This window comes from Variovorax sp. GW531-E2, from assembly GCF_059423125.1.
Genome location: NZ_JBWKXQ010000038.1, coordinates 1 through 19,348 on the forward strand (window position 1 = coordinate 1; position 19,348 = coordinate 19,348).

Genomic DNA, 19,348 nt, shown 5'->3' on the forward strand with positions numbered 1-19,348 from the left:
GGGCCCGGGCGTCGACACCTTCGCCTGAAACCGCCCCGCCCGCCTCCCCCAATGAACGGATGTGAAGCGCCTTTGTGCGCTTGTTCGGCCGTTCGCCGGCGGGCGACTTCGCAAAGAATAGATCGGACCCGTCCACCGTTTCACCATGGCTACCTCTTCTCCCGCCGCCACCGCGGCTGCGTCGGTCGCGACCGACCCGCCGGCCTCGCGCCGCACCTCGAAACTGCTGATCGGGCTCGTGGCCGTCCTCGGGCTGGCCGCGGCCGGCGCGGCGGCGTATGTCTTCGTGCTGCCCCGCTTCACCGAGCACGCCGCCGCCGAGACGGCCAAGGCGCCGGTGCCCGAGAAACCCATCTTCCTGCTGCTGGAGCCGCTGACCGTCAACCTGCAGTCCGAAGGCCGCTCGCGCTTCCTGCAGATCGGCATGGCGCTGAAGGTGCGCGACGAGCAGGCCAAGGCGCAGATCGTGGAGTTCATGCCCGAGCTGCGCAGCCGCCTGCTGGTGCTGCTGTCGAACCGCCCGCCCGAGTCGCTGGTCACCTCGGAAGACAAGGCCCGGCTGGCCACGGAGATCCACGGCGTGCTGAACGCACCGCTGGCCGAAGGCCTGCCCGAGCTGGGCATTGCCAGCGTGTCCTTCAACTCCTTCGTCGTGCAGTGACGACGATGCCCGTTTGCGGACCCGCGATCCATGGCGTATGAACAGGTGCTCTCCCAGGACGAGGTCGATGCGCTGCTGCAGGGCGTCACCGGCGGCGACCTCGACCAGGCCGCCGCGCCCGCGCCGCCGCCCGACGGCCTGCCGGCCTACGACCTCGGTGCGCCCGACCGCGTGGTGCGCAACCGCATGCACACGCTGGAGGTCATCAACGACCGCTTTGCGCGCGGCCTGCGCAGCGCGCTGCTGAACTTCATGCGCCGCAGCCCCGACATCTCGGTGGGGCCCGTGCAGATCCAGCAGTTCGGCGAGTTCGTGCGGCACCTGCCGGTGCCCGCGAACATCAACATGGTCCACATGAAGCCGCTGCGCGGCACCGCCCTCTTCGTGTTCGACCCGAAGCTGGTGTTCCTCGTGGTGGACAACCTGTTCGGCAGCGACGGGCGCTACCACGTGCGCGTGGAAGGGCGCGACTTCACGCGCACCGAGCAGCGCATCATCAAGCGCCTGCTCGACCTGTCGCTGCAGTGCTACGGCGACGCATGGCAGCCGGTGTTTCCGCTGGCCTTCGACTACGTGCGCGCCGAGATGCACGGCAAGCTCGCCAACATCGTCGCGCCCAACGAGGTGGTGATCAACACCACGCTGCAGATCGAGTTCGGCCCCATCGGCGGCTTCCTGCACGTGTGCCTGCCCTACTCGATGATCGAGCCGATCCGCGACCTGCTGTCCAACCCGATCCAGGACGAGGTCGAGGTCGACAAGCGCTGGGTCACGCAGATGTCGCGCCAGATGCAGGCCGCCGACGTCGAGCTCACCGCCGACTTCGTGACCATGCCCTCGACGCTGGGCGAGGTGATGAAGCTGCGCGTGGGCGACGTGATTCCCATCGAGCTGCCGGCGACGGTGGTCGCCAAGGTCGGCGGCGTGCCGGTGATGGCCTGCGGCTACGGCACCTCCAACGAGCGCTACGCCCTGCGCGTGCAACACATGATCTCCCACCAAGACAGCGATTCGAAGAACGACCATGACTGACAACACCTCTGCCGCCAGCGACGCGGACGACTGGGCCAGCGCACTGGCCGAGCAGACCGCGGCCAGCGCGCCCGCGCCCGACCCGGCCGTGGCTCCCGCAACGGCGCAGGTCTTCCAGCAGATCCAGGATGCGCCGGCTGCATCGTCCGCCACGCCCGTGGACATCGCGCGCGTGCTCGACGTGCCCGTGCAGCTCACCGCCGAGATCGGCCGCACGCGCATCACCATCAAGAACCTGCTGCAGCTCTCGCAGGGCTCGGTGGTCGAGCTCGACGGCCTGGCCGGCCAGCCGCTGGACGTGCTGATCAACGGCTACCTCATTGCGCAGGGCGAGGTCGTGGTGGTGAACGAGAAGTACGGCATCCGCCTGACCGACATCGTCACGCCCTCCGAGCGCATGCAGAAGCTCGCGCGCGCATGAACCTGGCGCGGGTGTCTTCGCTGCTTGCGCGGGCAACCGCGCTGCTTGCACTGGGCCTGCATGCGGCCCATGCGGCCTTGCCCACCGTGCCCACGCCGGTGCGCGAAGCCGCGCCGCCCGTTGCGGTCGGCGGCGCGGGCCTGCTGCAGGCGGGCTTCGGCATGGCGGCGGTCGTCGGCCTGATCTTCCTGTGCGCATGGCTGGCGCGGCGCTTCGGCCTGCAGCGGCTGGGCGGCGGCCAGGTGGTGAAGGTGGTGTCCACCGCCATGGTCGGCCCGCGCGAGCGCGTGGTCGTGGTGGACGTGGCCGGCCAGTGGCTGGTGCTGGGCGTCACCAGCAGTCAGGTCCGCACGCTGCACACGCTGCCGGCACAGGCAACGCCTGCGGCAGTCACACCCATGTCGCCACAGAACCCGGTGGGCCTGTTCGCCCAGAAGCTGCGCGACTCCCTCGCGGGCAAGGCGCGCACCGCCCCATGACGCGCCCCGCCCTGCACCGCGGCCTGCGCACCGCTTTGCTGCTGCTCGCCACCGCGCTGCCCGCCGCCGCGTGGACGCAAGGCCTGCCCGGCCTCACCAGCACACCGGGCCCCGGCGGCAGCCAGACCTGGTCGCTGAGCGTGCAGACGCTGGTGCTGCTGACTTCGCTCACCTTCCTGCCCGCGCTGCTGCTGTCGATGACCAGCTTCACGCGCATCCTCATCGTGCTGGGCCTGCTGCGCACCGCCATCGGCACGCAGACCTCGCCGCCCAACCAGATCCTGGTGGGGCTGTCGCTGTTCCTCACCTTCTTCGTGATGTCGCCGGTGTTCGACAAGGCCTACACCGAGGCCTACGTGCCGTTCTCGGAAAGCAAGCTCAGCGCCGAGAAAGCGCTGGAGCGCGGCATCGCGCCCTTCAAGACCTTCATGCTCAGGCAGACGCGCGAGACCGACCTGGCGCTGTTCGCGCGGCTCGCCAAGGCGCCCGAGATGCAGGGGCCCGAAGACGTGCCGCTGCGCATCCTGCTGCCGGCCTTCGTCATCAGCGAGCTGAAGACCGCGTTCCAGATCGGCTTCACCATCTTCATTCCCTTTCTCATCATCGACCTCGTGGTGGCGAGCGTGCTGATGTCGATGGGCATGATGATGGTGCCGCCCGCGTCCATCGCGCTGCCCTTCAAGCTCATGCTGTTCGTGCTGGCCGACGGCTGGCAGCTGCTGATCGGTGCGCTCTCGCAGAGCTTCTACTTATGACGCCCGAATCCGTCATGACCATGGGCCACCGGGCCATGGAAATCTCGCTGCTGCTGGGCGCACCGCTCTTGCTGGTGGCACTGGTGATCGGCCTGGTGGTCAGCATCTTCCAGGCGGCCACGCAGATCAACGAAGCCACGCTGTCCTTCATTCCCAAGCTGCTCGCGGTGTTCGCGACGCTGGTCATCGCCGGGCCGTGGATGCTCGACCGCATGCTCGACTACATGCGCGCCCTGTTCGCCAGCATCCCGCAGATGCTGGCGTGACGCCCTCGGTTTTCTCCGTCACCTCGGGCCAGCTCGAGGCCTGGCTGGTGGCCTTCCTCTGGCCCTTCGTTCGCATGTTGGCCATGGTCTCCACGGCGCCCGTTTTCGGCGAGCCCTGGGCCACGCGGCAGGTGAAGGTCGGCATCGCCGCCGTGCTGACGCTGGTGATCTCGCCCACGCTCGGGCCGCTGCCGGCGGTGCCCGTGGTATCGGCAGGCGGCTTCTGGATTCTTGTGCAGCAGGTGCTGATCGGCGCCGCCATGGGCTTCTCGATGCGGCTGGTGTTCACGGCCGTGCTGGCCGCGGGCGAATACATCGGCCTGCAGATGGGCCTGTCGTTCGCGTCCTTCTTCGACCCCATGAGCCACGGCAGCACGATGGTGGTGTCCCGGTTGCTGAACATGCTGGCGATGCTGATCTTCATGGCGCTGGACGGCCACCTTCTCATGCTGGAGGCACTGGCCGCGAGCTTTCACACGCTGCCCATCGCCGACGCACCGCTGGCGGCCGGCGGCTGGATGTTCCTGGTGCTCGCGGGCGGCGACATCTTCGCGAGCGGCCTGCTGCTGGCGCTGCCGCTGATCACCGCGCTGCTCACGCTCAACCTCGCCATGGGCATCCTGAACCGCGCATCGCCGCAGTTCAGCATCTTCGCGGTGGGTTTTCCGCTCACGCTGCTGGCGGGGCTGGTGATGCTGCAGCTGCTGATGCCGCACCTGGCGGCGTTCCTGGAGCCGCGGTTTGCGGAGTCGCTCTCGAACATGCTGCGGTTCACGCAGGGGTTGCGGCGCTGAGGGGATGGCGCGCCACTCCCACTAAGATGATTCCGGCCGCAACACGGAAGATCGCGCATGTCACACCCCATTTATCTGTCCAGCTCCTCCCTGCCCCGGATGCCGGAAGGCAGCCGCAACGAATGGCGCAGTTTCTTCGGCCATGGCGCGGAGCTGGAGGCCAACGCGTTCTTCCCGCTGTTCTGGCGAGCACTCTTCAGCCCCAGCGACATCCGGTACGCGCGCTTCATCGACGAATACGACATGGACGACGAAGCCTCGGCCGTCGACCGCGAGGAATGCATCGAGGATTTCGGCGCCGACGCGACCTATCCCTACCTCGTCATTGACAAGGCCGCAGCGGTTGCGCGGCTGACGCAGCGGCGTGAAGCGATTCTCGGCGCCGTCGGAGAACGCTACCGCCCGATCTACGCGTCCTTTGAAGCACTGATTGCGCAGCACTTCGGGGACTACCTCCTGCTGCGCACCTCCGGCTTGCCAGATGCGGCCGACGCCGAGCCATGGCTGCGCGCCGATCTTGGGGACATCGACGGTCTCCACGACAGCAAGGCGCTCGAAAGCCTGATGTCGGATCTTGCGAGGCACGACGCGGACCCGGTCTGGACATTGAGCGGCCTCGCGTCATCCAGCGATGGCGCCTGGCCCACGTCGGCGTTGCGAGAACACTTCCCCGACCCGCGACAACGGAAGGCCCGCAGACCGCCGACAACAACACAGCAGATCGACGAACACGATCGCGCGTTCGCGGAACCCAAGGCGCACGCTGCCAAGAGCTGGCTCGACCCCGCCCTGGAATGGCTGGGCGCCTTCGTGGCGGCGGGTGCGGCCTTGGGCGCCTATTACTTCACCCAATCCACCTGGCTGGCCGTGCTGGCATTCTTGTGCGTCGCCGTGGCCTTGGGCTTCGGCATTGCGAGGCTGCGCGCCCCGAGACGATGAGCCCGGCCCTGGCCCCGTCCATTCACGAGCCCGCTGCCGCTACATCGCGCGGAACAGGTGCCCGAACGCCCGGCTGACCTTGAGCGATCGCGCCAGGCCCCGCACCGACAGGCTGTAGCGCCCGTTCTCGTCGCGGGTGGCGCTCACGACGCAGTGGGTGTTGACGAGCACGCCGCGATGCACCTGCGTGAAGTCGGTGGCGTCGATCCGCGACACCAGATCGCGCAGGCTCATGCGCACCAGCGCCTCGCCCTGGGCCGTGACGACATTGACGTACTTCTCGGCGGCTTCCAGGCAGATCACCTCCGCGACCGGAATCATCCGCACGGTGTTGCCGACGCCGGCGCGGATGACCTTGATCTTTTCAGGCGCGCCGGCCGGATCGGTGATCGACTGCACGCGCTCCATCAGGGCCGCCATGCCACCGGCCGCCGGTGTCCGCGCGCGCTCGTGCAACCTGTGCTTCAAGCGTTGCACGCAGACCTGCAGGCGTTCGAGCGTCGCCGGCTTGAGCATGTAGTCCATCGCCGCATGCTCGAACGCCGAGATCGCGAAGTTGTCGTACGCGGTGATGAAGACGAAGAGCGGTTCGGCCTGGTCGTCGGGCCACTCGTCAGCGACGGCCTCGGCGACTTCCAGGCCTGTCTTGCCCGGCATCTTGATGTCCAGGAACATCACATCGGGCGCCAGGGTCTGTGCCAGCTCGATCGCCTTCAGGCCATCGTCGGCGACGCCCACGATCTCCAGCTCGGGCCAGGCTTCGTGCAACAAGCGCTGCAGCGTTCTCGACAGCACCGGCTCGTCTTCGGCAATCACGCCGCGCCACGCGTTCACGATGGAATCCTCACGACCGCGCGCACGCCGCACGGCGATCGCGCTTGCAGAGACAGGGACGCACGCAAGCCATAGAGGGCCTGGAGGCGGTCACGCACATTCTTCAGTCCGGCCCCGCAGACCTCGTCGCCACCCGAAGCGGGCGGGTGCGGCGACAAGCCCAGACCGGAATCGTCCACCGCGACCTCGATGCCGCCCTCGATCGAACGTGCCAGCACTTCGACGCCCCCTGCGCCCAACTTCGGCTCCAGGCCGTGCCTGATGGCGTTCTCGACCAGCGGCTGCAACAGCATCGGCGGGATGGCGATCCGCTCCAGCTCGGCGGGCAAGTCGAGCCGATAGGCCAGCCTCGGCCCCATGCGCAAGGACATGATGTCGAGGTACGCCTTCAGCTGGGCGAACTCCGACTGCAGCGTCGTCACCTCGTCGCGTGACGCGGCATGCGTGCTGCGCAGGTAGACGATCAGCTGGTCGATCATGCGCTCGGCCTGTCGCGGGTCTTCGTCGACGAGCGAGCGCAGAGTCGCCAGCGTGTTGAACAGCATGTGAGGCTCGAGTTGCGCGCGCAGCAGCCGCAGTTCCGACTCGGTGGCCAGGCGCTGGGCGTCGGATCGGGCGACCGCTTCCTTGGCAAGCTGGTCACGCGTCGCGGCGACGTAGAGGACGAACATGGCCAGCACCAGGCCGAATGCGAACGCCACCATGTAGTCGCTGTCATGACCCACGACGCGGCCGACCGGTTCGTCCAGGATCAGGAGCGCGACCAGGTGCCCCCCGAAGTACCCCGTCGGGATGGCGATCGCGCCGGTCAGAAGCCAACGGGGCAGCGCCTGCATTCGCCGCAGCCGTCCAAAGCGGCCCAGCACCGCGACGCACGCAACGAACACCATGCCGACACATTCGACGAAGACGAACAGGCGCGCCGGTGTTTCGAGCGCAGGAGCGGCCCAGAAGAGCAGCCCGGCCGCGATCGCGCACAGCAGGAACGCGCCGGCCGTCAGCCGCGCTGCGCCCAGCCAGCGGGCGGAAATCGGTGAATCAACGCGGATCACGGGTGGCCGTCGGCTGCATGCATCGCGCCACTGTAGAGGTTGGCACGCCATGCCGCCACCGATCGAGGGCTCGTGGGGGCGAGTTTGTCCTCGAGCCGTCGTTTGAGGGGACCGAACGGCGACCGCTCGATGCCGCCTCACGACCGTTGATGCCCTCCACCGGGCGTTTGGGCGCCAAACCGGATGCGCGCCTGGCTGCGGCCGCCGACAGTGCGGACCTCACCACCCGGGAGTCCCCATGCAACGATCTTCTTCTCTTTCGAACACGCTGCTTTGCGCCGCGGCCGCCGTCTGTGCCGCCCTCGTCACGACGAACGCACAGGCCTTCGACGGCATCGTGGAAAAGCAGGTGTTCAACCTGCCCACCTACACGACCGTGAACGGCCAGGTCATCAAGGGCGTGCGCATCGGCTATGAAACCTATGGCCGCCTGAATGCGGCGCGAGACAACGTGATCCTCATCAATCACTTCATCACCGGCACCTCGCACGCCGCCGGCCGGTATGCGGCGAGCGACGCCGCGCCGGGTTACTGGGACACGATCATCGGCGCCGGCCTGCCGATCGACACCGATCGGTTCTTCGTCATCGCGACCGACGCGTTGGCCAACCCCAATCGCGCATCGGCCACCGTCGTCAGCACCGGCCCGGCCAGCATCGACGCCGCCACCGGCAAACCGTATGGTCCGCGCTTCCCGGTGCTGGCTGCGCGGGACACGGTGGAGGTGCAGAAGGCGCTGCTCGATGCGTTGGGCATTCGAACCCTCTACGCCGTGGCGGGCGCGTCGGCCGGCGCCTGGATGTCGGTGGAATGGGCCTCGGCCTACCCGGAGCGCGTGCAACGCCTGGTGTCCATCGTGGGTCCTGGCGTCGACAGCCCGGCCTACGCCATCGCCAAGATGAGCTCGTGGGGCGCGGCCGTGCGACTGGACCCGAACTGGGCCCACGGCGACTACCACGGCAAGGCCGAGCCGCTGGCAGGCATGACGCAGGCCATGCGGCTGGTCACGCTCGACGCGCTCAGCTTCGCCTGGGCCGACAAGGCCTTCGGCCAGAAGTGGGCCGACCCGGGCAAGAACCCCGGCGAAGCGGCTGCGAACCAGTTTGCGGTCGATGCCACCCTCGAGAAGATCGGCGAAGCGCGTGCCAAGGGCATGGACGCCAACAGCTGGCTGTACACGCTGAAGGCCTTGCAGTTGCCCAGCGCCAAACCAGAACGCATCAAGGCCAGGTCGCTGTTCGTGGGCATCAGCTCGGACCAGATCTTTCCGCCGCTCCTGTCCCAACGCGCCGTGGAGATCCTCAAGGCGCAAGGCACGCCGGCAGAGTATGTCGAGATGAACAGTCCCAACGGCCACGCCGATGCACTGGGTGCCACCATCGGCCTGGCCGGGCCGGCAATTGCGTCGCTCCTGGCGAAGTAGGCGCGCGGTGAGTGGCGTTGTCAGTAAGCGTCCGGTCGGGAAGAGGAAGCCGGCCTCTTTCAAATTCCGTCCGCCAGTTTTCTGGAATCGCGCGATGGATGCAGGCTTTCTTTTGGAGGCTGAAGGAGCCATTCCTCAGGCAAATTGCGCCAGCCCATGCCCGACGGACCAGTTCTCCTTGGGTGCATCGGCCAGGGTCACGAACACGTCCTCCGGCCGTATCCCCGGGCTCTCGGCCAGCAGCTGCGCAATGCGCTGGAACAGCGCCTTCTTCTGCTGCGCGGTGCGCGTGTTGAAAACGCTGATCTGGATGTACAGGAGATCGTCGCTGCGCGCGACGCCGAAGGCGCCTCCATATCGGAAGTTGGCGGCCTCGTGCTCGGTGATCGTCATGAACTGATCGTCTTGCGGCACGTTCAACGTGTCACGCAGGGCGCGATAGAGGCTGTCGAAGATCGCCTGCCGGTAAGCCTCAGGCTTTCCCGCGCGCATCGAGATGTGAATGGTGGGCATCGCTACTCCGGGTCATGGTGGAACAGCGGATGTTATGTATTCAGATTTGCTATTGATACTTATCTCAATAACAATCTTTTGTCATGACTGATCGCCCGCTGGATCTCGACGCCGTTCAGGCCTTCGTTCGCATCACCGAGCTGGGCAGCTTCACGCGCGCCGCGGAAGTCATGCAGACCACGCAGGCAGGGATCAGCCTGAAACTGAAACGCCTCGAAGACAGGCTGGGCTGCCGGCTCCTGGAGCGCACACCGCGGCACGTGGAGCTGTCGGCGCGCGGTGCCGCCTTCCTCGGCCATGCCCGGGAACTCCTGGCGGTCCACGATCGCACGCTGGCGGCCTTTGCGAGCGCCCGCCAGCGGCTGACCATCGGCATCAGCGACCACGTCGCGGGCCCGGAGTTGCCCGCGCTGATCGCCCGCATGAACGCGCAAGACGCGCAGCTGCTGATCGATATCCGGATCGGTTCGTCGGGCGATCTGCTCCAGAGCTACGACCGACGCGAACTCGACACGGTCATCGTCCGGCTGCATGCCGGACGCACGGACGGGAAGCTTCTGACGCAGGAGCGCTTCGGCTGGTTCGCTGCCGCGGGCTGGCTGCACCGCGTGGGTGAGCCCCTGCCGCTGGCCACGATGGCGCAGCCCTGCGGCGTGCGCGCGCTGGCGGAGCAGCTTTTGGACACGGCCGGCATCCCGTGGACCGAGGTGTTTGTGGGCGGCGGCGTCGCGGCCGTGGCGGCGGCGGTGATGGCCGGACTGGGGGTCGCGGCGTTGGCGCCGCGCATGCTGCCCCTGGGCTGCGTCGACGTGGGGCCGAAGCTCGGTCTGCCCGATCTGCCGCGCCTGCCGGTCCTGCTGCACTCCCGGGTCCGGGAGGCTCGGGCGCGGGATGCCGTGGACGCCCTGTCTGCGGCGTTCAGGAGCGTGGCGAGAAACTGATCCGACCGCGTCAGGGCGCGCGCTCGTCCACCACGAAGCCCCAGAAATCGTCGTCGCAGTGGATGCAGTGGTCCAGGAAGGATTGCATGCCGCTGGCGTGGAACCACACCAGGCCCTGCGCTTCGTCGCACAGCGCATCGGCCTGCGCGTCCAGGCCGAGCGACGGGAGGTGGGCCAGCTCCATGTCGGCCAGGAACTCCTGCGTGTCCAGCTTGCCTGCAAAGAGGTCGTGGTCGAGGCTGGCGATACGGCCCTTGTGCCGGCCGTGCAGCACCTCCACGAACGGGTTGCCCGCCGGGTCGCTGCCGATGTCCAGAAACCAGTCGGCCAGCAGGCTCTCGGCCTGCAGCGTCTCCAGGTCGCAGTGGGGGTCCGAGGCGCCGAAGCTGTTGAGCACCCGGAAGTTGGCGTGCGACGCGCTGCTCGCCGTGCCGTCTGACCGCACATAGGCAGCGATGTCGCCGGCCTGTTCCATCTCGTACAGCGAGAAGCCGTTCTGGGTTCGCAGGAAGGTGGCGTAGGCGTTCGAGAAACCGAGGCGGCGCTGCAGCGCGTCGACCGCCTGCGCCGATGCCGGTGCGCGGCCGAAGGGATTGGGGAAAAGGACTTTCATGGCGTTCGCTGCAGCCTAACGCGGATCACGGTGCGCCGGCCCCGCGCCGGGTTCGTGCACCGCCCCTATCGGCCAGGCAGGTTCAGGCCGTAGCCCATTCTGGGCCAGAAGCCGAACCGCGAGAATGCGGGGCAACAGACACTTCAGAGGAGCTCGCCTTGACCACCGTCGCCATCACCGCCGCCATCACCGTCAGCAACAGCAGTGCCTTTGTCCTGTTCGGCGGCGTGAACGTCCTCGAGTCGAAAGACATGGCCCTGCGTGCCGCGGAAGAGTACGTCCGGGTCACGCAGAAGCTCGGCATTCCCTATGTCTTCAAGGCGAGCTTCGACAAGGCCAATCGCTCGTCCATCCATTCCTACCGGGGCCCCGGCCTGGAAGAAGGCCTGAAGATCTTCGAGGCCGTCAAGGCCGCGTTCGGCGTGCCCGTCATCACCGACGTGCACGAGCCCTGGCAGGCGAAACCCGTCGCCGAAGTGGTGGACGTCCTGCAGCTGCCCGCGTTTCTCGCCCGCCAGACCGACCTGGTCGTCGCGCTCGCCAAAACGGGCAAGGTCATCAACGTCAAGAAGCCCCAGTTCCTGAGCCCGACGCAGGTGCTCAACATCGTGGAGAAGCTCAAGGAGGCGGGGAATTCCTCCGTCATCCTGTGCGACCGCGGCACCTGCTTCGGCTACGACAACCTGGTGGTGGACATGCTCGGCTTCGGCACCATGAAGAAGGTCACCGGGAACCTGCCGGTCATCTTCGACGTGACGCATTCGCTCCAGCAACGCGAGGCCAACGCCATCGCCTCGGGCGGGCGGCGCGAGCAGGTGGCCGAGCTGGCGCGCGCGGGCCTGGCGGTGGGCCTGGCGGGCCTCTTTCTCGAAGCGCATCCCGACCCGGCGCAGGCCAAGTGCGACGGCCCCAGCGCCCTGCCGCTGGACCAGCTGGAGCCGTTCCTCACGCAGCTGAAGGCGTTGGACGACCTGGTGAAGTCGTTCGCGCCCCTTCACATCCGCGCCTGAACAGGACGCGCCCGCACGGGCCTCTAGCGGCTGTCGAGGCGGGCCTTCATGTAGCAGGCCCGCAGGAGCGCCTGTTCGCGATGGGGATCGTGCAGGCCATTGCCCATCGGCCGGGTCCGGCTCGCCGCCTCCTGCAGCGCTCCGGCGTGGTACTCGGCCAGCGACTGGGGCGGAACGGCCAGCGCACCTGCGGCGTATTCGACCCTGGCTTTTTCCGTCATCCAGCCCTGCACGCGCTCGCGCGACCCGGTGTGCGTGCGGCGGTAGTAGCGGTCGGCCTCCACCTCCGATTGGTAGAAGGTGTCGATGGCGGTCCGCAGGGCGTCCGAGCATCGCGACATCAGCATGTCCACGGAGGGTTCGCTGCGCGAGGAAGGCCTCGCCGCGGAGACAGTGCCCGCCTGAACCGTCGGGCGCTCCGGCGCCGCGGCTTCATTCGGCATGGCTGCCGAGTCGCAGTTCCTGGCGCCCGAATGTCTGCATTCGGAGACGAGCCGCACGTACTCCTGCTGATAGACCTTGCGCGTGGCCGCGCGGTCTTCGGGCGTCAGGTTGCCGCAGCTGCGATCGAGGTACTCGATCATCGTGTAGTTGTGAACGCGGTCCGCGCCGGGGCCCGAGGCTTGCGTGGCGCGTTGCTGCAGCGCCTTGCATTCTTCCGAGGAGGCCCGCGTTCGCTGCGAGGGCGCTGTATTTGCTGCCTTCGCCTCCTTCTCGGAGAAGCAGTACCCCCGGTAGCCCCGCCCTTCCACGTACCGCCACCGGCCCGTGCCCCGGTGCTTGGTCGAGCAGGCCCACCAGTGCACGGTGCCGTGCAGGAGGTTGCCCTCCTTCTTGCCGGGGCCCAGTGTGCTGAGTCCGCCGTTGGGACACTGGAAGGCCTCGGAGCTGTCGAAGAAGTGCTTGGTCTGCCGCGGGTTCTCGACGCAGAAGCCGACGTCGACGCTGTAGTTGCACTGGTTGAAAAGCGTGCTGTCCTTGCCGATGACGCAATGGCTGTCGGTGCCGTCGTTCGCAGCCAGGGCGGGCAAGGCCGTGCCCAGCAGGAAGACGCTCAGGGCCAGGGTGCGAACGATCGGCATGCTTTTCTCCTCCAGGATGGCGCCTGAATCTAGCCCGACGATTCGCAAACGAAATACCGCTTTTGTGGGAGGCCACGGGAACCGGTGGCCCGCCTCGCAAAACGCAGGTGGAGAAGCAATCCCACGCCAACGGCAGGCAGCGTGCTTCCTACCTCGTGTTCATCGCACCCGCGCTGCCTCGCTTCTATTCCTCCGGCCTGACGTCCATTCCCAGCGCCTCGGCGATGGTCAAGGCTTGCACGGCGGTGATGACTGCGCCTTGGAGCTGCACGTTGTGCGGTTCGAGTGCGCTCAGGTCACTGCCACGCAGGTCGCAGCGCGAGAAGTTGGCGCTGTGCAGCCAGGCCCCCGACAGATCGACATCGCGAAGCACGCCGCCGTCGCATCGTGCGCCCGTGAGGTCGACCTCTCGCATCCGTGTGCCATGGAACGACGCCTTGCGCAGGTCCGCCCCCGGGAGGCCGGCAAACGACCAGTCGCCGCCGACCACTTTCATCACCTCGAACATGCAGCCATCGAACATGCTGCCGATGAACTTGCAATCGATGAAGCTGGCGTCGAAGAACTTGCAGGCGACAAACGTGCAATTGACGAAAGCCGCATCCGTGTGGACCGACGAATTGAAGCGCGCGCTCCGGAACGTGCAGTCGGTGAACACCGAGCCGGTGTTCCTGGCCTCCGTGAGGTCGAGATCGCTGAACAGGACGGCGGTGTAGGTTTGCCGGTCGATGTCCTTGCCGTACCAGCGCTCTCCAGCCAGCGTGGTCTGGGTCGCAGGTGCCGGTGCCCCATATGCACGTTCGGCCATGGATCGATTCTCCGAGGAAGGTGGGGGTGGTGCGCGGCTGCCAAGCGGACGACCGACGGCAGCCAGTCAACGCATTCTGCCCGCGTCCATCGCGACGATGGGCGTCCTCCTCCAGTGGCCAGCACGCAGCCGCTGGCCACCCCACCCTCACAGGTAGTTGAAAAGCGAAATGCTGTTCAACTTGGCAAACGTCATCTGCGTCGCCTGCAGCGACGACTGCCGCTGATAGAACTCGGAAATCGCCGTGTACGGATCGAGGTCCTCGATCGAGGACAGGTAGCTTTCTTCCTGCAGCTTGTTCATGGCACCCGCGCTGTCGAGCGCCTGCAGCTCGACCTGGCGCGAGCCCACCGACGACAGCACCGTGAGCACGTTGTCATGCGCGTTCGTGACCTTCACGTTGGCGGTGCTCAAGGCGTTGCGCAGCTGCGCCTGAGCCGCCGCGCCGCCGCCGTTGAGCGGTGCGCGCAGCGCGCTCACCAGCTCGCCCAGGGCCGCGAAGATGTCGGTGCCGGCGTTCTGCGCGGTCGACACGTCGAAGCTGTCGCCGTTGGCCGGCGTGCCGCTGATGGCGATCTGCACGCCACCGAATGAGATCGGGGTGCCGGCGGTGAACGGGCCGCTCGCGGCCACCACGGGCGGCGTGTCCTTGGTCATCACCGTGTAGTCGGTGCCGGTGAAGCGGATGGTGAAATCCTTGCCGTAGTTCGGTGCGGTGGCGTCGGTGATGCTCACGGCGCCGAACACGCCCGAGCCGGTGTTGGCAGGTGAGCCCGAGGTCACGTAGCCCGCACCGCCCTGCACCGACTGGAAAATGCTGCGGCCGTCGTCCGAGGTCGACATCTGGCGCGCCACGTCGATCTGCATCAGCCGCTCGCCCTGGTCGCCCACGTACTGCACGCCGCCGCCGGCAGCCATCACGAAGGGCGGGCTGCCGCTCTTGTAGCCGGCGAACAGGTACTGGCCGCTGCCGTTGTCGCTGTTGGCCACGCCCACGAGCTGCTCCAGGCTGCTCTGGATGGCCGTGGCAAGCGAGCCGCGATCGGCGTCCGACAGGCCGCCGCCGCCGGCTTGCACGACCAGCGTCTTCACGTGCTGCAGGATCGACGTCACCGAGTCGAGTGCGTTCTCTTCGGTCGACAGCGCCAGCGCCGCGCGCTGCCGGCTGGTGGTGAACTGGGCGCCCTCCGCCAGCGTCTGGCTCACGCCGAGCGCGCGCGCCGCGCCCACCGGGTCGTCGCCGGCCGTCAGGAACTTGGAGTTGGTCGCCAGCTGCTGCTGGACCTTGAACAGCTTCTGCTGCTGCAGGCCCATCGACTGCAGGCTCTGTTCGTAGAAGGATTGGGTGCTGATGCGCATCGCGGGTCCTGGAATCTGTACAAAAGGGTTCAGCTACGGATGCCGAGGATGGCGTCGAACATCGCCGAGGCGGTCTGGATCACCTTGGCGTTGGCCTGGTACATCTGCTGGAACATCAGCAGGTTGCCGGTTTCCTCGTCCTGCACTACGCCGGAAATCGCGCGCTGGCTGGCCTTGATCTGGCCGGTGACGCTGTCCTGCGTGACGGCGGCCACCTTGATCGACATGGCGCGGTTGCCGACGTCGCTCACCAGCTGCGAGTAGGCGCCGTTGAAGGTCGCGGTGCCGTTCGACATCGTGGTCTTGCGCTGCAGCGCGCCCAGCAGCAGCGCATTGCCGCCGTCTGAGACACCGCCGGTGTTCTTGCCGATGGTGAAGGTGTCGCCCTGCGCGGGCGCGCCCGTCATGGCCACGGTGATGCCGTCGAAGCTCATCTTCGCGCCGGCCGTGTAGGGCACGGGCGTGCCGGCCGGGTAGCTGGTGGCGGTGCCGTTGGCAAGCGTGACGGTCACGGCCGAGCCGGCCGGAAAGCCCGACAGCGTGCCGGTGCCCGCGTTGAAGCTCAGCGTGACGTTGCCGGCCAGCGGCGAGCCCGGGTAGGCGGCATCGACGGTGGCCGCGCCCAGTGCGCCGCTGCCCTTGTTGCCCGCGGTGTTGCCGGTGATCACGGGCGAGGCGGCGGCCACCTTGGCCGGGTCGCGCACCAGCACCTCGAGATCGCGCGCGCCGGTGCGCGTGGGCTGCACCAGGAACGAATCGCCGGCCTGCGCCGTGCCGCTCGCGGCCGTGAGGCTCACGCCGTCGAAGCTGATCGGGAAGGTGGTGAAGCTGCCCATCGGCGTCTTGTCCGACAGCCGCGTGACCGTGTAGGTGAGCGTGCCCCCCACGTCGGTGACGCTCACGTTGTAGTCGCTCGTGGTGAGCTTGGACGCATCGGTCAGCGTGGCGCCGAGCTCGAGGTTGCCGGCGTTGCCGGCATTGGCGATGGTGCCCGGCACGGCCTGCGAGAAGAAGTTCTGGCCCAGCGCGCCGTTCAGGTCCACGCCCAGCTTGTGCTGCGCGTTCACCGCGTCGGCCACCGACATGGCGAGCCGGCCGATGGCGTTCTGCGTGGGGATCAGCGTGTCCTTGCGGAAGGCCATGAGGCCGCCGAGCACGCCGCCGGTGAAGGCGCTGTCGTCCAGCTCGACGGTGTTGCCGGCAAAGCCCGACAGGGCCACCACCTGGCGCGTGGGGTCGGCCGACGACGTCACCGCCGCCATCTTCGAGGCATGGTCGCCCACCACCAGCGACTGGCCGGTGGCGATGAACACGTTGTACTTGCCGTCGTCCTGCTGCAGCACGCGCACGTCGACCACCTGGCTCAACTCGCTCACGAGCTGGTCGCGCTGGTCGAGCAGGTCGTTCGGCGCCTGACCGCCGGCCACCGCGCTCATCTGGCTGATCTGCTGGTTGAGGCTGGCGATCTTGGCGGCGTAGGTGTTGATCTGGCTCACGCTGCCCACGATCTGCTCGTTGACCGAGGTGTTCAGGTCCGACAGGTACTGGTCGGTCGCGCGGAACTTGCTGGCCAGCGACTGCGCCGCGCTGATCATCTGCTGGCGCGCCGCCGGGTCGGCCGGCGTGTTGGCCACGCCCTGCACGCTGGTGAAGAAGCTCTGCATCAGCGGCGCGATGCCCGAGGTCTTGTCGGCCAGCAGCTGGTCGATGCGGTTGACCTGCACGCCGTTGGTGGCCAGCGCGGCCGACTGCGACTGCGCGGTGGCCAGCTGCGCCGTGAGGTAGCGGTCGTAGCTGCGCGACACGGTCGTCACGTTGGCGCCCGAACCGATGAAGCCCGAGCCGCTGGCAATGCCGCCGGCGGAGGCGATCTGCGCGATCTGGCGGCTGTAGCCGGCCGTGTACACGTTGGCGGTGTTGTGGGCCGTGGTCATCAGCGCGGTGCGGGCGACCGCGAGGCCGCTCAGACCTGTGTAGAACATGCTTCCGGACATAAGGCTTTACCTGTCAAAGGGGTATGGGGGAGCGGCATCACGCGATGCCTCCCCATGGTTATCGGCAGCGCGCGCCCGAAGTTGAGGGGCGCGCGTCGTCTTTACGCCTGGCTCAGAATTCCGACCAGTCGCCCTTGGCATCGCCGGCCATGGCGAGCTGCGGTGCGCCACTCGGTTCACGGCGCGTGGGCAGCGCCTTGGCGCGCGGCTTGGGCGTCGGCTTCGGCGGCTTGGGAATTGGCGTGATGCGCGTGAAGCTGGCGCGGGTCGTCGCGACAGCGTTCGCGTCGAGCTTGAAGACGCTCACGGCCTGCACGAGGCTGCCGGCCTGCTCCTGCAGCGACTGCGCGGCGGCCGAAGCTTCTTCGACCAGCGCCGCGTTCTGCTGCGTCACCTGGTCCATTTGCGTGATCGCCTGGTTGATCTGCTCGATGCCCGAGGTCTGTTCCTGGCTCGCGGCCGTGATCTCGCCCATGATGTCGGTCACGCGCTTGACGCTGCCCACGATCTCTTCCATCGTGCGGCCCGCTTCGGCGACTTGCTTGCTGCCTTCCTCGACCTTCTCCACTGAGTCGCCGATCAGGGTCTTGATTTCCTTGGCGGCGGCTGCGGAGCGTTGAGCGAGGCTTCGCACTTCGGAAGCCACGACGGCGAATCCACGACCCTGCTCGCCTGCGCGTGCGGCTTCCACTGCAGCGTTCAAAGCCAGAATGTTGGTCTGGAATGCGATGCCGTCGATCACGCCGATGATGTCCACGATCTTCTTGGACGACGCGTTGATCGACCCCATCGTGTCCACGACCTGGGATACGACCGCCCCACCCTTCACTGCCACTTCAGAAGCGGAAACCGCCAGTTGATTGGCTTGACGCGCGTTGTCCGCGTTCTGCTTCACCGTCGAGGTCAGCTCTTCCATCGACGCCGCCGTCTGCTCCAGCGAGCTGGCTTGCTCTTCGGTACGCGACGAAAGGTCCTGATTGCCCGAAGCGATCTGACCCGATGCCGTGGCAATGGTCTCCGTGCCCGTACGCACTTCGCCCACCACCTTCGCGAGATTCGCGTTCATGTCCTTCAGCGCCTGCATCAGCTGCCCGGTCTCGTCACGGCTGTCCACGCGGATGTTCGCGCTCAGGTCGCCCGCGGCCACCGTCTCGGCCACGCCCACGGCCTTGGCCAGCGGACGCACGATGCTGCGCGAGATGAAGAAGGCGAACAGGCCGCCCAGCAGCACCGTGAGCGCCGTCAGCAGCAGCCGCAGGTTGAAGCTCTTCGCATTCGCCGCGTCGATGGCGTGGCTCATGTCGTCGATGGCGCGGCGCTCGATGGCCAGCAGCTCGAGCACGCGGTTCTCATAGGCCTTGGCGGCCGGCTGGAACGAAAGCTGGTAGGCGCGCACGGTCTCGACCGTGTTGCCGCTGGCCTTGGCGCGGGTCACCTCGTCCTTGGCGGCCTGGTACTTGGCACGCAGCTCAACGATGGACTTGTAGGTCGCTTTTTCTTCGTCGGTGACCAGCAGCGCCTCGACCTTGGCCATGGTCTCGCTGCCCTTCTTCACGCTCTCGGAGATCACGTCGGCGAACAGCATCGGCAACGCCTCGTCGGTGGTGCGCGCGATCATCGAGGTGCGCGCGATGGCCGAGTAGGTCAGCACGTACCAGTCGGAAATGAGCCGCTCCTTGGCCAGCGGGCTCTGCATCATGATGCGCGTGGCTTCGGCGTTCTTGTGCGCCGACATCAGCCCCACGGCGCTGGAGATGAGCGTCAGCCCCAGCACGACGGCGAAGGCAAGGGTCAGGCGGGTGCCGATGCGAAGGTTCGAAAAGAATGTCATGGGGTGGTCCTCAAACGGTGGCGGCGGCTTCGATGAGGCCCATTTCTTCGCTGGACATCAGCCGGTCGATGTCCACCAGGATCAGCATGCGTTCGTCCAGCGTGCCCAGGCCGATCAGGTAGTCGGTGTCGAGCACCGAGCCCATCTCGGGCGCCGGCTTGATCTGCTCGGCCGTGAGCGTGATCACGTCGGACACGCTGTCCACCACCATGCCCACCACGCGGCCCGCGATGTTCAGCACGATCACCACCGTGAACTGGTCGTAGGTGGGTGCGCCCAGCTCGAACTTGATGCGCATGTCGATGATCGGCACGATGATGCCGCGCAGGTTGACCACACCCTTGATGTAGTCCGGCGCGTTCGCGATGCGCGTCACGGCGTCGTAGCCGCGCAGCTCCTGCACCTTCTGGATGTCGATGCCGTATTCCTCGTCGCCGAGCTTGAAGGTCACGACCTCCAGGCGGTTGGCCACGGCGGACGCGGACGGCGCCGCGCCATTCGATCGCGGCGATGTGGTGTCTCTGGTGTTGTTCAACATGTG

The 19,348-nt window shown here is 67.2% G+C and carries 21 protein-coding genes; 11 read left to right on the top strand and 10 right to left on the bottom strand.

What is annotated here, in order from left to right; translation table 11 throughout:
• The first annotated feature begins 145 nt into the window (after positions 1-145).
• Genes fliL through AC07XP_RS20815 form a run of 8 tightly spaced genes read left to right on the top strand, consistent with a single transcriptional unit; the run spans position 146 to position 5,347 of the window.
• Positions 146-661 carry a flagellar basal body-associated protein FliL gene (fliL, locus tag AC07XP_RS20780; RefSeq protein WP_139700342.1) on the top strand — a complete coding sequence of 172 codons (516 nt, stop codon included), beginning with the start codon at positions 146-148 and terminating at the stop codon, positions 659-661.
• A gap of 30 nt (positions 662-691) precedes the next feature.
• Positions 692-1,693, top strand: a complete 1,002-nt coding sequence (gene fliM / locus AC07XP_RS20785; protein WP_062469328.1) for a flagellar motor switch protein FliM — start codon at positions 692-694, stop codon at positions 1,691-1,693.
• Positions 1,686-2,114: a flagellar motor switch protein FliN gene (fliN, locus tag AC07XP_RS20790; protein ID WP_062469325.1), complete on the top strand. Its 429-nt coding sequence runs from the start codon at positions 1,686-1,688 to the stop codon at positions 2,112-2,114. The genes fliM and fliN overlap by 8 nt, the downstream gene beginning before the upstream one ends.
• Positions 2,111-2,593 (top strand): flagellar biosynthetic protein FliO, encoded by a 483-nt coding sequence (gene fliO / locus AC07XP_RS20795; RefSeq protein ID WP_495265727.1) that lies wholly within the window; start codon positions 2,111-2,113, stop codon positions 2,591-2,593. The genes fliN and fliO overlap by 4 nt, the downstream gene beginning before the upstream one ends.
• On the top strand, positions 2,590-3,348 hold the full coding sequence (gene fliP, locus AC07XP_RS20800) for a flagellar type III secretion system pore protein FliP (RefSeq protein WP_495265728.1): 759 nt from the start codon (positions 2,590-2,592) through the stop codon (positions 3,346-3,348). Before fliO ends, fliP begins: the two co-directional genes overlap by 4 nt.
• Positions 3,345-3,614, top strand: coding sequence for a flagellar biosynthesis protein FliQ (gene fliQ, locus AC07XP_RS20805; protein ID WP_062469313.1), 270 nt, complete (start codon positions 3,345-3,347; stop codon positions 3,612-3,614). Before fliP ends, fliQ begins: the two co-directional genes overlap by 4 nt.
• Positions 3,611-4,408, top strand: a complete 798-nt coding sequence (gene fliR / locus AC07XP_RS20810) for a flagellar biosynthetic protein FliR (RefSeq protein WP_495265729.1) — start codon at positions 3,611-3,613, stop codon at positions 4,406-4,408. Before fliQ ends, fliR begins: the two co-directional genes overlap by 4 nt.
• A 57-nt stretch (positions 4,409-4,465) precedes the next feature.
• Entirely contained in the window at positions 4,466-5,347 is an 882-nt protein-coding gene (locus tag AC07XP_RS20815; RefSeq protein WP_495265730.1) for a hypothetical protein, read from the top strand.
• Positions 5,348-5,386: 39 nt separating this feature from the next.
• Here AC07XP_RS20815 and AC07XP_RS20820 read toward each other — a convergent pair whose 3' ends face one another.
• Together AC07XP_RS20820 and AC07XP_RS20825 are read right to left on the bottom strand one after the other, a co-directional pair.
• Entirely contained in the window at positions 5,387-6,181 is a 795-nt protein-coding gene (locus tag AC07XP_RS20820; protein ID WP_495265731.1) for a LytR/AlgR family response regulator transcription factor, read from the bottom strand.
• Positions 6,178-7,233, bottom strand: coding sequence for a sensor histidine kinase (locus AC07XP_RS20825; protein ID WP_495265732.1), 1,056 nt, complete (start codon positions 7,231-7,233; stop codon positions 6,178-6,180). The genes AC07XP_RS20820 and AC07XP_RS20825 overlap by 4 nt, the downstream gene beginning before the upstream one ends.
• Before the next feature lie 238 nt (positions 7,234-7,471).
• Between AC07XP_RS20825 and AC07XP_RS20830 the strand changes: the two genes are divergently transcribed.
• Positions 7,472-8,656, top strand: a complete 1,185-nt coding sequence (locus AC07XP_RS20830; protein WP_492685878.1) for an alpha/beta fold hydrolase — start codon at positions 7,472-7,474, stop codon at positions 8,654-8,656.
• A 135-nt stretch (positions 8,657-8,791) separates the two neighbouring features.
• Here the strand turns inward: AC07XP_RS20830 and AC07XP_RS20835 are convergent, their stop codons facing one another.
• Positions 8,792-9,169 (bottom strand): tautomerase family protein, encoded by a 378-nt coding sequence (locus AC07XP_RS20835; RefSeq protein WP_495265733.1) that lies wholly within the window; start codon positions 9,167-9,169, stop codon positions 8,792-8,794.
• 83 nt (positions 9,170-9,252) lie between these two features.
• Between AC07XP_RS20835 and AC07XP_RS20840 the strand changes: the two genes are divergently transcribed.
• Complete coding sequence (locus AC07XP_RS20840; protein ID WP_495265734.1) at positions 9,253-10,110, top strand: LysR family transcriptional regulator; 858 nt, start codon at positions 9,253-9,255, stop codon at positions 10,108-10,110.
• A 10-nt stretch (positions 10,111-10,120) separates the two neighbouring features.
• On the opposite strand, the gene AC07XP_RS20845 is transcribed toward AC07XP_RS20840, so the two are convergent.
• Positions 10,121-10,723: an SMI1/KNR4 family protein gene (locus AC07XP_RS20845; protein WP_495265735.1), complete on the bottom strand. Its 603-nt coding sequence runs from the start codon at positions 10,721-10,723 to the stop codon at positions 10,121-10,123.
• A 158-nt stretch (positions 10,724-10,881) separates the two neighbouring features.
• On the opposite strand from AC07XP_RS20845, the gene kdsA reads away from it, so the two are divergent.
• On the top strand, positions 10,882-11,733 hold the full coding sequence (kdsA, locus tag AC07XP_RS20850) for a 3-deoxy-8-phosphooctulonate synthase (protein WP_495265736.1): 852 nt from the start codon (positions 10,882-10,884) through the stop codon (positions 11,731-11,733).
• 23 nt (positions 11,734-11,756) lie between these two features.
• Here kdsA and AC07XP_RS20855 read toward each other — a convergent pair whose 3' ends face one another.
• The 6 genes from AC07XP_RS20855 to AC07XP_RS20880 form a co-directional block, all read right to left on the bottom strand.
• A complete protein-coding gene (locus tag AC07XP_RS20855; RefSeq protein WP_495265737.1) occupies positions 11,757-12,815 on the bottom strand; it encodes a hypothetical protein in 1,059 nt (352 codons plus the stop codon).
• Between the two features lie 184 nt (positions 12,816-12,999).
• On the bottom strand, positions 13,000-13,623 hold the full coding sequence (locus AC07XP_RS20860) for a pentapeptide repeat-containing protein (protein ID WP_495265738.1): 624 nt from the start codon (positions 13,621-13,623) through the stop codon (positions 13,000-13,002).
• A gap of 147 nt (positions 13,624-13,770) precedes the next feature.
• A complete protein-coding gene (gene flgL, locus AC07XP_RS20865) occupies positions 13,771-14,982 on the bottom strand; it encodes a flagellar hook-associated protein FlgL (RefSeq protein ID WP_495265739.1) in 1,212 nt (403 codons plus the stop codon).
• Between the two features lie 29 nt (positions 14,983-15,011).
• A complete protein-coding gene (gene flgK / locus AC07XP_RS20870) occupies positions 15,012-16,964 on the bottom strand; it encodes a flagellar hook-associated protein FlgK (protein ID WP_495265740.1) in 1,953 nt (650 codons plus the stop codon).
• A 124-nt stretch (positions 16,965-17,088) separates the two neighbouring features.
• Complete coding sequence (locus tag AC07XP_RS20875; RefSeq protein WP_495265741.1) at positions 17,089-18,807, bottom strand: methyl-accepting chemotaxis protein; 1,719 nt, start codon at positions 18,805-18,807, stop codon at positions 17,089-17,091.
• A 10-nt stretch (positions 18,808-18,817) separates the two neighbouring features.
• The gene (locus tag AC07XP_RS20880; RefSeq protein ID WP_235926749.1) at positions 18,818-19,345 is read right to left on the bottom strand and encodes a chemotaxis protein CheW; all 528 of its coding nucleotides are present in this window, start codon (positions 19,343-19,345) and stop codon (positions 18,818-18,820) included.
• Positions 19,346-19,348: the final 3 nt, after the last annotated feature.

Excerpts from the sequence above, each read along its gene's own strand:
- fliO (WP_495265727.1), top strand. The coding sequence starts at position 2,111 with ATGAACCTGGCGCGGGTGTCTTCGCTGCTTGCGCGGGCAACCGCGCTG.
- AC07XP_RS20840 (WP_495265734.1), top strand. The coding sequence starts at position 9,253 with ATGACTGATCGCCCGCTGGATCTCGACGCCGTTCAGGCCTTCGTTCGC.
- AC07XP_RS20835 (WP_495265733.1), bottom strand. The coding sequence starts at position 9,169 with ATGCCCACCATTCACATCTCGATGCGCGCGGGAAAGCCTGAGGCTTAC.
- fliQ (WP_062469313.1), top strand. The coding sequence starts at position 3,345 with ATGACGCCCGAATCCGTCATGACCATGGGCCACCGGGCCATGGAAATC.
- AC07XP_RS20855 (WP_495265737.1), bottom strand. The coding sequence starts at position 12,815 with ATGCCGATCGTTCGCACCCTGGCCCTGAGCGTCTTCCTGCTGGGCACG.
- AC07XP_RS20875 (WP_495265741.1), bottom strand. The coding sequence starts at position 18,807 with ATGACATTCTTTTCGAACCTTCGCATCGGCACCCGCCTGACCCTTGCC.
- fliM (WP_062469328.1), top strand. The coding sequence starts at position 692 with ATGGCGTATGAACAGGTGCTCTCCCAGGACGAGGTCGATGCGCTGCTG.
- AC07XP_RS20845 (WP_495265735.1), bottom strand. The coding sequence starts at position 10,723 with ATGAAAGTCCTTTTCCCCAATCCCTTCGGCCGCGCACCGGCATCGGCG.
- fliL (WP_139700342.1), top strand. The coding sequence starts at position 146 with ATGGCTACCTCTTCTCCCGCCGCCACCGCGGCTGCGTCGGTCGCGACC.
- AC07XP_RS20880 (WP_235926749.1), bottom strand. The coding sequence starts at position 19,345 with ATGTTGAACAACACCAGAGACACCACATCGCCGCGATCGAATGGCGCG.
- AC07XP_RS20830 (WP_492685878.1), top strand. The coding sequence starts at position 7,472 with ATGCAACGATCTTCTTCTCTTTCGAACACGCTGCTTTGCGCCGCGGCC.
- fliN (WP_062469325.1), top strand. The coding sequence starts at position 1,686 with ATGACTGACAACACCTCTGCCGCCAGCGACGCGGACGACTGGGCCAGC.
- AC07XP_RS20860 (WP_495265738.1), bottom strand. The coding sequence starts at position 13,623 with ATGGCCGAACGTGCATATGGGGCACCGGCACCTGCGACCCAGACCACG.
- flgL (WP_495265739.1), bottom strand. The coding sequence starts at position 14,982 with ATGCGCATCAGCACCCAATCCTTCTACGAACAGAGCCTGCAGTCGATG.
- flgK (WP_495265740.1), bottom strand. The coding sequence starts at position 16,964 with ATGTTCTACACAGGTCTGAGCGGCCTCGCGGTCGCCCGCACCGCGCTG.
- fliP (WP_495265728.1), top strand. The coding sequence starts at position 2,590 with ATGACGCGCCCCGCCCTGCACCGCGGCCTGCGCACCGCTTTGCTGCTG.
- AC07XP_RS20815 (WP_495265730.1), top strand. The coding sequence starts at position 4,466 with ATGTCACACCCCATTTATCTGTCCAGCTCCTCCCTGCCCCGGATGCCG.